5 protein-coding genes are annotated in these 13,068 nt (G+C 65.7%); 3 read left to right on the forward strand and 2 right to left on the reverse strand.

All coding sequences use genetic code 11. The annotated features are described in order from the left end of the window. The 3 genes from ABH935_RS20460 to ABH935_RS20470 are packed head-to-tail and all read left to right on the forward strand — an operon-like array spanning position 1 to position 7,128. On the forward strand, positions 1–3,978 hold the full coding sequence (locus ABH935_RS20460) for an N-6 DNA methylase (RefSeq protein ID WP_370379511.1): 3,978 nt from the start codon (positions 1–3) through the stop codon (positions 3,976–3,978). Positions 3,979–4,003: 25 nt separating this feature from the next. Next, positions 4,004–5,875, forward strand: coding sequence for an AAA family ATPase (locus ABH935_RS20465; protein WP_370379512.1), 1,872 nt, complete (start codon positions 4,004–4,006; stop codon positions 5,873–5,875). After that, positions 5,872–7,128 (forward strand): McrC family protein, encoded by a 1,257-nt coding sequence (locus tag ABH935_RS20470; RefSeq protein ID WP_370379513.1) that lies wholly within the window; start codon positions 5,872–5,874, stop codon positions 7,126–7,128. Before ABH935_RS20465 ends, ABH935_RS20470 begins: the two co-directional genes overlap by 4 nt. An 8-nt stretch (positions 7,129–7,136) precedes the next feature. Here the strand turns inward: ABH935_RS20470 and ABH935_RS20475 are convergent, their stop codons facing one another. Together ABH935_RS20475 and ABH935_RS20480 are read right to left on the reverse strand one after the other, a co-directional pair. Continuing rightward, entirely contained in the window at positions 7,137–9,254 is a 2,118-nt protein-coding gene (locus ABH935_RS20475; RefSeq protein WP_370379514.1) for a UvrD-helicase domain-containing protein, read from the reverse strand. Beyond that, positions 9,254–12,655 (reverse strand): DEAD/DEAH box helicase, encoded by a 3,402-nt coding sequence (locus ABH935_RS20480; protein ID WP_370379712.1) that lies wholly within the window; start codon positions 12,653–12,655, stop codon positions 9,254–9,256. Before ABH935_RS20480 ends, ABH935_RS20475 begins: the two co-directional genes overlap by 1 nt. Positions 12,656–13,068 lie beyond the last annotated feature (413 nt).

Consider the following 13,068-nt stretch of genomic DNA (forward strand, 5'->3'; position numbering starts at 1 on the left):
ATGACCACTCGAAATGCTGTGACCACGGCCGTCCACACCGTCGGCGGCCTGCTCCCGGCCGACATGCTCCGGCGAATAGCTGACAGCCGCGACCGCGATCTCAAGGGCACGACTGCCGGTGACTACCACATCGCGCTACGCGGGGTTACGGTCCAAGACGAAGCCGCGCGACACTGGTCCTACCTCAAGGGCGTCTGGCAGGCGCTGCGCGACCAGCTCGGCCGAGACGCCGCCGACCCCACTGGCATCGCGATCCAACAGTGGCTGCTGCCGCTGTTCACCGAACTCGGCTACGGTCGCTTGACCCCGCTCGGCGCCACCAACCTGATCTCGAACGACACCACACGCGTCTTTCAGATCTCCCACCGCTGGGAACACGTCCCCATCCAGCTGATCGGCTGGGGTACCGACGCGGACCGCCGGATCGACGGAGTCACCGGAGCAGCCGGCACCGCGCCGCAATCGCAGATGCAGGAACTACTGAACCGCTCCTCGGCCCACCTGTGGGGACTGCTGAGCAACGGCAAGGTCCTGCGACTCCTGCGCGACTCCACCTCCCTGATCGGTGCCTCCTACGTCGAATTCGACCTCGAAGCCATCTTCGACGGCGAACTGTTCAGTGACTTCGTGCTGCTCTATCGGCTGCTGCACGTCTCGCGCTTCGAACTGCGGGAGAATTCCGAATCAGCCGCCTCCTGCTGGCTGGAAACCTGGCGCAACGCCGCGATCAACGACGGCACCCGGGCTTTGGAGCAGCTGCGCGTCGGCGTCAAGAAGGCGATTGAGGCCCTGGGAACTGGTTTTCTGTCCGATCCGGACAACACCGACCTGCGCGACAACCTGAACGTCCGCGACTTCCACCACGCGCTGTTGCGCCTGGTCTACCGCCTGCTATTCCTGTTCGTCGCCGAGGACCGCGACGTCCTCATCCCCGCCGACGCCGACCCGGTCGCCCGGCAGCGCTACGAGAAGTACTACTCCACCGCGCGACTGCGCCGCACCGCACGGCGCGTGCGCGGCAGCGCGCACAGCGACCTGTGGGAGGCGCTGCTGCTGGTACTGCGCGGCGTCGGCCAGGAGGGCGGACTCCCGCAGCTCGGCCTGCCGGCCCTCGGCGGCATCTTCGAGGACACCGAAGACGATCGGCCCCTGACCAATGCATGGCTGGGCAACGAACCACTGCTGGAGGCGATACGTGCCCTGTCGGTCGTGCACGACACCACGGCCAAGCGCAACCGCGTCGTCGACTACCGGCACCTCGGCGCCGAGGAACTCGGCTCGGTCTATGAATCCCTGCTGGAATCCGTCCCGCGGCACGACCCCAGCTCCCGCGAGTTCACCCTCGCCGAACTGGCCGGCAACGCCCGCAAGATCACCGGCTCCTACTACACCCCGTCGGCGCTAATCGAGGTGCTGCTGGAATCGGCGCTTGACCCGGTCCTCGATGCTGCCCAGAAATGCGGCGAGCAGAACGGCGACATCGAAGCCGAACTACTGAAGGTCACGGTCTGCGACCCGGCCTGCGGCTCCGGACACTTCCTCGTCGCCGCCGCCCGTCGCATCGCCAAACGCCTCGCCGCCGTGCGGGAGGGCAGCCCCGAGCCCACGATCGAGGCCACGCGGCACGCGCTGCGCGAAGTCGCCGCGCGAAGCATCTACGGAGTAGATCTCAACCCGATGGCCGTGGAGCTGGCCAAGGTATCGCTGTGGCTCGAGGCGCTGGAGCCGGGCAAACCCCTGGGCTTCCTCGACGCGCACATCAAGCACGGCAACTCCCTGCTAGGGGTGACGCCGAAACTGTTGGCCGACGGGATCCCGGACACGGCGTTCACCGCGATCGAAGGCGACGACAAGAAGTTCGTCACCCAGTTGAAGAAGCTCAACGCCCGCGAACGCAGCGGACAGCACACGCTGTTCGACATTGACGAGGGCATCAAGGTCACCAATGCCGGTTTCGCGCGCGGATTCCGGAGCATCACCGGCGGACCGGCTGAGACGCTGCGGGATGTGCACCTGCAGTCGTCGAAGTTCCGCGCGCTGGAGCAGTCGCCGGAGTACCTGCACGCGCGCAACGTCGCCGACGCCTGGTGCGCGGCGTTCGTGTGGAAGAAGACGCCCGACGCACCGGAGCCGATCACCCACGGCAAGCTAATGGCATTGGAGGACGTCGAATCGGTCGGCATCCCCCAGGCCAGCAGCGACGAGGTCGTGCGGCTCAGCGAGGAGTACAAATTCTTCCACTGGCACCTCGAATTCCCGGAGATCTTCGAGGTCAGCGGGAGCAGTGAGGTCGATCCGCAAACCGGCTGGTCCGGCGGGTTCTCCTGTGTGCTCGGCAACCCGCCCTGGGAGCGGATCAAGCTTCAGGAACAGGAGTTCTTCGCCACGCGCGACGTGGAGGTCGCCACAGCACCAAACGCGGCGGCCCGACAGCGGCTCATTGCCGGGCTGGCGAACGACCGGCCCGAGCTCTTTGGCGAGTTCAGCGCTGCGAAGCGGCGGGCTGAGGGCGAGAGCCATGTCGTGCGGAAATCCGATAGATATCCGCTGACGGGTCGAGGTGATATTAACACCTACGCGATATTCGGTGAGGTTGCTAGAAGCGTAATATGCCCTACAGGGCGATGTGGGATGGTTCTCCCGAGTGGCATCGCGACGGATGCTACTACAGCACCCTTCATTGAGAAAATCATTGCCAGCAGTCAGCTTATCCACGTCTACGGCTTCAGAAATAATAAGGGCCTCTTTAGGGGCGTCGGGCATGGTGATGTGAGGTTTTGTCTATTTGCCTTTGCTGGACTAGATTCACCAATACCGGAGGCGCGATTCGCATTTGATATCGGAATTCCCGATGAACTGTCGCAAGGCGATCGGGTTTACAGCCTATCACCTCGCGAGATCCGACTCCTCAATCCGAATACCGGGACCTGCCCGACATTTAAAACCCGACGCGACGCGGACATCACTCTCGATATCTACAGGCGTTTCCCAGTCCTGTTTCGAGAGTCTGACCATAGCAATCCATGGGGCATCGCTTTCTTGCGAATGTTCGATATGTCCACGGACTCCAGCAGGTTTCGAACTCGTGATGAACTCGAGCGCGATGGCTGGGATCTCTCCGGAAGCGCTTTCATTCGAGATGTCGAAGAAATGATACCTCTATACGAAGCGAAGATGGTGAGCATTTTCGACTTCCGATTTGGCGACTATCGAAACCGGTCTACCGAAAGGGTGGATAGTGTACTGCCTCGGGCAAGTGCTGCGGAGAAGTCCGATCCCGAATTTTCGGTCCTTCCCCGCTACTGGATCCCGAAGGCCGACCTCGATCTGAGGCTGGCCGAGAAGGGCTGGCTTGATCCGTGGTTCTTGGGATGGCGGGATGTCTGTCGAGCCACGGATGAGCGCACCTTGATTACCATGGCCGTTCCGCGAGTCGCCGTCGGCCACAAGTTCATGCTGATAACCACCAAGGACAGAGCGCATTTCCTTCAGTCCGTTTTGTCGTCATTCGCCTGTGACTACGTTGTGCGGCAGAAGATCAGCGGGCTCTCGCTCGGCTATTTTATATTCAACCAAATAGCGGCGCCTCCGCCTGAAGAAATAGACGCCATATTTGTCACCCCTCGCGTGCTCGAGCTTGTGTACACCGCTTTCGCCATGGAGCCCTTCGCCAACGATCTAGGCGATACCGGAGCTCCGTTCCGCTGGGACGAGGAACGGCGCTTCAGGCTCCGCGCCGAACTCGATGCCGGGTTCTTCCACCTGTACGGGATCAAGCGCGACGACGTGAACTACATCATGGAGACATTCCCACTCGTCAAGCGCAACGACGAGGCCACCTACGGCACCTTCCGCACCAAGGACCTGATCCTCGAGGTCTACGACGCCATGGCAGCGTCGATCGCGACCGGCACCGTATACCAGACGATCCTCGACCCACCGCCCGGGGAAGGCCCTCGCCACCCCGTCCGTCATTAGCTCAAGTCCAAGGGGAAGCCAAGCAGTGCCCGAATATCCAGAGTTTCAGCTGCGCCTGCCGAACAACGGTCCGATTGCGCTCGGCCGTCTCCTCGACGAGCGCGGCACCAATGGAAGCAAGAGGTTCATCCTCACGGCTCACTCGCCGGTCCGCCACATGGGACTGGCGCTGCCTACCTATGAGACCGAGATGCTCGTCATCGACGCCGACGAGGACCTCTTCACACGTGACCTCGTGGAGTCCGGCACATATCCAGGCTGTCTAGAGACGACGCGAGATCTTGACTTCGGATCGCCGGGCGCCGCCGCAGAGTTCGTCACCGGAAGTGCGGCCAATAGTCTGGCTCGCTGGCAGACGGCGGACGGCCGACCACTCCAAGACTTCATGGATGTCTCCTGGCAGGGGCCGAGGACGGCCGCGTGGTTGGTCCGCGGTTCGAACGTCAACGGCCTCGACCTTGTCACGCGGATGTGGCTGCCGGACGGGTTCGTCTCGCTGTCGGCGTCGCGCCTCCGCTCGGGGATCGATGGGTTCCCTTCCAAGGAGATGATCCGTTCCTGCATCGAGGAGGACTATGACACCTCGGCGACCTACAACCAGAAGGTCGATCTCACCGAGGCGATCCACGCCTTCCTAGCTCGGATGAAGCCGGGCCACACCGTCGTCACCATCTCCGGCGGCCAGGTGTGGATGGGCACGATCTCCAGCGACGCGATCCAGATGGCGTCCGACGGCGGCAGGTCGAACCTGCGCCGTGCCGTGGAGTGGGCCGCGGCCTCGTTCGACTTCGACGGGCTTCCCGACGACGTCCAGGCCCGGCTGTCGGACCAGCATGAGGTCGTCGATCTGACCGGCGTCGCAGACCTCATTGACGCCCTGCGGACCGAGCCCTTCGACGACGACGCGGTAGGCGTCGAGGCCGCGGCCGAGACCGTCGAACTTCCCGTCTCGCCGCTGCGGGAGCTGGAACTCCCCGACTTCGACCAGGACGTCGCCGAGCGGCTGCATGTCGACCTGCTCTGGTTGACCGAGGTCCGTCAACTCCTAGAAGACGAGAAGCAGATCGTCTTCTACGGGCCACCAGGCACTGGCAAGACATACTTGGCCCAAGCACTCGCCGAGCACCTGGCCGGCGGCACCGAGAACGTCGAACTGGTGCAGTTCCATCCCTCCTATGCCTACGAGGACTTCTTCGAGGGTTTCCGTCCCCGGGAGGACGACAAGAGCGGCGAGGTGGCGTTCCGGCTGACCGCAGGTCCGCTCCGGGACATCGCTGAGCGCGCGTCTCGCGAGGGCAACCGCCATGTCCCCTATTTCCTGATCATCGACGAGCTGAACCGGGCCAATCTGGCGAAGGTCTTCGGTGAGCTGTACTTCCTGCTTGAGTACCGAAAGCGGTCGGTGCGTCTCACCTACTCGACCGAGACGTTCTTCTTGCCGCAGAACCTGTTCATCATCGGGACGATGAACACTGCCGACCGCTCCATCGCGTTGGTCGACGCGGCAATGCGGCGACGGTTCTCCTTCGTCGAGTTGTCGCCGGACGCCGAGCCGACCGCTGGACTGCTGCGGCGCTGGCTCGTCGCGGAGGGACATGACCTCGAGCCCGCGCTGTTGCTGGACGAGCTCAACCGGCGGATCGATGACAAGGACTTCCGGATCGGGCCGTCCTACCTGATGAAGAAGGGCGTCTACCGGGACGGCGGCTTGGAACGGGCCTGGCGGACAAAGATCCTGCCGCTACTCGAGGAACACCACTATGGCGAAGGCGTCGACATCGGTAATCGCTACGGCCTGCCAGCGCTGCGCCGGGCACTTGCCAGGGCCGAGGCTTTGGAAGCCGGCGCGGCGTCAGCGACCCACGCCGGGAGCGACGACGAAGCGGCGTCGGGGTGACTCGCCCCAGGTCGGTCGATCTGGTCGGACGCGTCGATCTGGTCGGACGCGTCGAGCTGATCGAGTTGGGCGAGCCGACGACGCACGGACTGTCCGCCGCCCAAGGGCGGGCGCTCGCCGCGTCGAGGCTCGTCGACGCCACACCTGACCTTTGGCAGGAGGATCTGTGGCGGCTGCGAGCCAGGGCGAAGGTCGGCGTGGCGCGGATCGCGGTTGCCGGCGGCGCTCCGATCGAGCTACGGATCGCCCCGAAGGTGCCGATTCGGCGGCTGTTCTTCCTGCTCGGTTACGCCCAGAACCCGAAGGGTTGGCGCGATGACCAGGTCGAAGTCGCCGAGCAGAGCGAGCTGCTGCCCGCGCTCGCCCACGCCTTCGAACGGCAAGCCGACCGCGCATTGAGACAAGGGCTTCTTCAGGGCTATCGACACACCGAGGAGTCAGCCCTCGTCGTCCGGGGCCGGGTCCTGGAGGCCGAGCAGATCCGGCGGCGGTTCGGGCGGCAGATCCCGGTCGAGGTGGCCTTCGACGAGTTCACGACCGACATCGCCGAGAACCAGCTGTTGGCCGCTGCCACAGAACGGCTGCTGCGGCTTCCGGGGGCCGGCGGGCCGGTGCGTCCTCGGCTGCTTCGTCTGCGGGCCCGGCTGGCCACCGTGACGCCGCTGGTTCGCGGGCACCGTGTGCCGCAGTGGCAACCCACTCGGCTGAATGTCCGCTACCAGTCGGCGCTGTACTTGGCCGAGCTGGTACTGCGGGGAGCTTCGGTCGAGCTTCTGGAGGGCGCGGTAACCGTCGACGGCTTCATTTTCGACACCGCGAAACTGTTCGAGGACTTCGTCACCGCCGCCCTGGCCGCCGCGCTGCAACCGCACGGCGGAACGTCAAAGGCACAGGCCACGCACTTCCTCGACGTCGCCGACGCGGTCCGGATGCGTCCGGATCTGGTGTGGTACGCAGACTCCGGCCGGCCGCTGAGCGTCGCCGACGCCAAGTACAAGGCCGAAAAGTCCGCCGGCTTCCCGGACGCGGACCTGTATCAGCTGCTCGCTTACTGCACCACCCTCGGCCTGGACGTCGGGCACCTCGTCTATGCCAAGGGCAACGAGCCTCGGGCAGAGCATGTGGTCCGCAACGCCGGGATCCGGATCGTGCAACACGCGCTCGACCTGGACCAGCCGCCGGAGCGACTGCTAGCAGACATCGCCCGCATCGCCGCCGACATGGCCGGGCGCTCGGCGTCGGCTGCTGCCTGAGCACACTGTCAGTCCAGCAGCGGGCTGGGCCGGCCGTGCCAGGACACGACGAGCTTGTCCCGGGCCCGGCTGCTCGCCACGTACAGCAGGCAGCGCTCCGCGTGCAGGTCACGGGCGGCGGCCGCCGGATCCCGGTCCGTCTGCTTGAACAGCCAGGGGGCCGGCAGCACGTCGGCGTTGACCGAGGCCAACACGACGTGGCTGAACTCCAGGCCCTTCAAGGCGTGCATGGTCCCGATGCGCACACCGTCGCCCTCGGTGTTCTGGCTGTCCAGGCGCGTGACCTTGATTCCTGCCTGAGCGAGCGCGATCAGCGTCTCGACGACGATCGAGTTGGTCCGCGCCGCGACCGCGATGCTCGGCAGCGGTGTGCCAGCCTTCTCCCAGTCCCTGATCTGCTCGGCGAGCTTGGCCGTCTCCTCCTCGGACGACGCAGACTTCCACAGTGTCGGCCGGACGCCGTGCCGGACCGAGCGGACGCCGAGGTTGTCGTCAGAGCCGCCTTCGAGGTCGTCCACATCGTCGTGGCCCAGCATCCGCAGTGAGTAGCCGAGGATCTCGCTGGTCGTGCGGTAGCAGATCCGCAGCTTCGCCGAGCGCCCGGCCGTCACGATGCCTAGCGACCCTAGTGAGACCTTGTTGCCGTAGATGCGCTGGTGCGCGTCGCCGGCGATGAACAGGTCGTCGGCGCCGGGCGCCACGGCGGCCCGCAGCATCCGCCACACGACCGGATGGAGATCCTGCGCCTCGTCGACGATGACATGCCGGAACAGCTTGACCTCGCGCTGTTGGAGGATCTGGGCCGCTTCATGGATGACCTCGAGGAAGGTACGCCGGGGATCGCGACGCAGGTCGCTGCGATACTTCTGGATCACGTCCCAGATCGGTTTGCGCTGCTGCGCTCCGAGCGCAGTGCCGCGGCCGTGACGCTGCGCGGCGGCGTACCGCTCCCAGGTCTCTATGCCCTGGGCGAGGACGACCTCCTCGTACTCCTCGTGCAGGAACTCCTGGGCGACGCCGGGTTCCGCCCTGAGCGCCGCGTCGCGCCAGCGCCCGATCGCCGCCTCCCGGTTCAGGACGACCGGCGGCTTCCCGTTCGCCGCGGACACGATCTCGTTGGCAAGCTTGTCGAAGTTCACCACCCGGACCTTCGTCCGATGCTGTTGGGGGATCAGGATGTCAGCATTCGCCGACAAAGCCGCGGCGAGGTTCCGGGTGTAGGTGGTGAGCAGAATCTCGTCGGGGCCGACACCGGGACGGCTGGCCAGGTGGTTCGCGCGGTGCAGGGCGACGACCGTCTTGCCGGTGCCGGCGCCGCCGGTCACCTTCGCAGGACCGGAATACGAGGCCCGGTAGGCCACCCGGTGCTGCGCCGGGTGCAGAAAGATCCGCCAGGCCGCGAAGGGACGTTCCAGAACCTCCCGCAGCTCCTCGGCGTCGTCGAAGAACGCCACCTCACCACTGGACCGGCTCAACGCGGTGGCCAGGTCCGCAGGGTCGACATTCAGCGCCTCGCCATCGGTGAGCGCCTTCCACGCCTGCTCGACCGTCATCCCCAAGGCGATGTTCTCCAGGACGTCCATCTGAGACGCCGGCATGGACCTGCGGACCCGGTCCAGCTGGTCGAGATCGGTCAACAGACGCGCGGTGGCCAGGATGTCGTCGTCGATGCCGAGCCGCCGGAAGTCGGCGTCGCCGACGTGCGCGAACAGCCGCCGCTCCGAACGTTCGGCCTGCGCCTGGAAGCCGGGCGTGAACTGGTCGAGGATGGCTTCGTCGCGGATCTCCAGCGAGCCGTCGACGCTGTTGACCGAGGCCCGGTACCGCTTGGCCCGGGAAATCGCCTCGTCATGCGGCAAGACCCACAGCAGCAGGTGCGAGCCGCCGGATTCGGGGGTCAGCACCACGCCGCGCCAGAACTCGGTGATGCGGATCGTGCGGATCCGCGGGTCGCGGGCGCTGGCGATCTTCTCCAGATGCAACCCGGCGTGCGAGTGCTGCTCGAAGCGTTCGACGGCGGCGACGATGGCGCGCTGGAGCGGTTTGTCGAATTGTGGGAGCTCCGCGAACAGGCTCCTGTGGAGGGCCAGCGACCTCTTCGGCGTTGTGTCGTCGGTGCGTGGCATCAGTTATTCCGGGCCTGGTTCGTCTTCGGCGATTCCGGCAATTGGGCGGCGAGGGTGCTGAAGTACCGCAGCTTCATCCACTGGTCGCGGTCGCCGATGACATACAGCCTTCGCTTCGCGCGCGACACGGCGACGTTGAGCAGGTTCGGCTTCTCGGCGGCCCAGGCACGCTGTCCCTGATTCCCGCCGCCGAGCATCAGGAACACGATGTCGGCCTCCTTGCCCTGCATCGTGTGGATCGTTCCCACGGAGTCGTTGACGGTCAGGCCGAGCTTCAACGCCTTGACGCCGTCCCTGACGTCGCAGAACGGGGTGATGACCCGGACTCGGGACAGGTCGACGCCTCTGCGTCGCAGGTATCCGACGATCTCCCGCAGCTTCTCACCCTCCTCGGGAATCCAGCTGCTCTTGCCAGCGGCCGCCGCCTGGACGTCGACCCAGCGGCTACCTTGGAGCCCGAGGTAGGGGTCCTTCTCCGGGGCGATCGGGGGCTTCCCGTTGACCATGAGCTCGCCGCCGTAGGCGATGTCGTTGCTGATGGTGAACATCGGGTCGTCGCAGCGGCGGTGCACTCGCAGTGGGGCTCCGACCCAGGTCTGTTCGGCGCTTCCGTCCCGGGTGGCAATTTCGAGGTAGGTGCCGTGCGGCGCCAGGCGGTCGGCGACGGTCTGGACGGAGGTCCAGCCGGGCAGCCATTCCTTGGCCACGCCGAAGTGCTCGCGTAGTGCTTGCTGCAGTGTGTGCGGGATCGTAACGACCGGCTCCAACTGAAGCGGGTCGCCGACGATGACCGCCCGCTTCGCGCGCCACAGCGCGCCCACGGCGTTCTGCGGCGTGGCCTGACCGGCCTCGTCGATGAACAGCCAGCCGAGGTCTTCGGATCCGAGGTGGGAGAACAGCCGGCCCATCGACGCGAACGTCGTGGAGACCACCGGGACGGCCAGAAACAGCGACTGCCAGGCTGCCTTGGCTGTCGCCGCGGCGATGTCCGGTGGCCCGTTGCCCGTCACGAGGTCGAAGGCCGCCTGGAGGTTCTGGCGCATGGTTCCAGCCGTGGCCAGCAGGAACTGCTTGTGGAGCCGTAGCGCTTCTAGGAACAGGTGGGTGCGGGCCGCAGCGATTTCGGGATCGTTCCACGGTGCCAGCAGTTCGCGGCGACGGTCGTCGGCCATCACGTCGGCGGTCGGGACATAGCCTGGCCAGTGTTCCAGTGCTGATTTCCACCGGGCTTCGGCCTGACCGAGCTGGACGGAGGCGTTCGCATGCTGATCGACCAGGTCGTTTCGCCGTCGATGAAGCTCCGCATACCTGCCAGTCGCAACCCGCGCGGCCGTTCGCTTCGATTCGTGAACGGCGTCAGCGTTGTGGATGCCGACCACCAGGGCTTGGTCTTGGTCGTACCATGTCCGCCCGGCTTTGCCCCGAGTTGAGATGGTTATCCACAACTTGGGTTGGGCCTGGAGGTGCCGGTCTCTCAGTTCAATGAGGTTGTTCAGGTCGGCCTGGGCGAGTTGGGCGTCGATCTTCGCCTGCCCGACTCCGGGTCGTGCGAGCTCGATCTCCTCGTCGAGCTGACTGATGGCATGGTGCAGGTTCGCGAGTCGCGAGTCGTGCTCCCCGATGGTCGCCGCGGCGTCAGCAGCGGACTGGCGGGCTGCGGTCAACGCGTCCACTGCACCCTTCGCGGCCTTGAACCGGGCCACGGCTGCCTTCCAATCGATCCGCTCACCATTCTTGTTCTGCTGCGACAGAATGTCGCCGAGTCCGAAACCGGTGGGGACCTTCTTGCGTCGCTCCCGCTCCGCTGCCACTTCCTCTTTCGCCGTCACACCCCACCAGAAGCGCTCGCTGAACTCCCTGCGCAGGCTCATCTTCCCCAGCGCGGCGGCAACCGCGGCCCAGGCCTGTTTGTCCGGCTCGACTTCCTCCAGTCCCAGGACGATGGATGCAGCGTCAGCGAAGTAGCCGACGTCGCGCGCGTCTTCGCGCCAGGCAGCGTCAATCCCGTCCGGCCCCGGGAACTCGTGAGTGATGTTCTTTGCCGCTCCGTTGCCCGCGCAAGCCACCACAATCTCGAAGCCGGTCAGCTCTGGGCGCAGCGGCCGGACCGACCTGCGCCACGACTCGGTGCTCCACGTCAGAGTCGGGCCGGCAAAGGCCGACTGCGGTGTCGTCAAGGCTGCCAGCCTCGTCGCCCGCTCGACGACCAGCGCCGCGATCACGTCGCGCAGCATCGTCGTCTTGCCAGTACCGGGCGGTCCGTTGACCGCGAACACCGGTACAGACCGTTCGGTCGCCGGGTCCAGAAGCCGGTTCACCGCGAACTGCTGGCTCAACGCCAACGCGTGCTCAGCGTTGGTGACCCACCGGCCCTCCGGAGTGTTCTCAGGAACGGCCTCAGCGAGAACGGTGTATGGGTCTTGGCGGACATCGACCCGGGAGTGGAAGTCGATTGCGCTTACCGGCCGGAGAAACGCCTTCAATGTCGCCGTCGTGTCGCCCTTGGCCAAGACGCCGTGGACACGCTCCAGGTCGCGGAGGATAAAACTGTTGAGGAAGTCGTTGTCGGCGGATTCCTCGCTCTTACGGTGAACCAGCTTGCTGGCCACCCAGATCTCCGACGGCGCTAGCGCCTCCGCGATGTCCAGCAGTTCGCACTGCTCATCGAGAAGCTCCAACAGGTCGAAGACGGTCAGCGGCCGGCGCTTGTCAGGAGCCTCTTCTTCTTCCTCTCCGCTCATCCACTTGTCAAAGTCATCCATGGAATCCGACCCGCCCGGCTCGATGACGTTCTTCGCGAAAACCCCGGCAGCCTTGCCAACCGCCCCGCCGACCAGTGGCCCGGCGATGGACGTCGCGGCCGGCGTAGCAATCGCGGTCACGCCGGTACTCGCCGCGTTAGCCGCGGCCGAACGTATGCGGCCGGTCAGATCGTTTGCTTCGCTCTCCGCGAGCCCGGGAATCGCGGGGCCGCCGAGAGCCGCCGTGCGCTCTGCGAACTGCTCGCACGCAGTGTCCCAGTCGACGCTGCTCAGCCAAGCCCGGCGGCGCGGACCGACTGTCAGCGTATTGCCGACCGCCCACCCGCAGGCCGAGAGCACCTCGGACCCGTCAATGAGCCGACCCGACGCGTTGAGCGAGACCGCGAACACCGCGGAGGATCCGGTCAGCCGCTCGTCGCGGTAGCGCGCATCGTCCCCAAAGACGCTGACGATGACGTCACGGAGCCGTTCCAACCCGAAGACTCCGCCGTAGACGGTGTGCTGCCAAACCTTCCCCGGATCGATCCGAATCCGGGCCAGCGGATGATCGGGATGCCAGGGCGGCACTTCGTTGATGTCGAGCTTGAACACCTTCTTGTCCCATGAAGGCTCATCGCGGATCGGCGGAGGGGTGAACATCTCCACAGCCCGCCAGAATCGCACCACCTCGGAGTCAGCACCATCCCGCGCCATATCCGCCCCCTCGACCGCGTCGCCGCCCCGCGAAACACTGGTCTGATCAGAGTACAGATCTGCGACGACAACACCACGGGCCGTGCGCGGCCTGCGAGGCGGGGCGGACGGTCGAAGTTCAGCGACGTGGACTGATCCTGCTTTCGAACGCGGTCCTGTCTCTGCGCCTGCGGGGCGTCGGCCAAGTCGCCGCCGTCCGGCAGCAGCCGCCCAAGGATCGCGGATGTATGTCCGTCGGCCTCGGCAGACGCGTCGTTCGCGTTCATCCACCCGTTGTCGGGTGGATCATGGGTTCACCCGATCGTGTAACGGCCTGCACGACACGGCAGCTGCTCCGGTCAGGACACGGCCTGCCCCTT

The organism is Catenulispora sp. GAS73 (genome assembly GCF_041262085.1).
GTDB lineage: Bacteria > Actinomycetota > Actinomycetes > Streptomycetales > Catenulisporaceae > Catenulispora.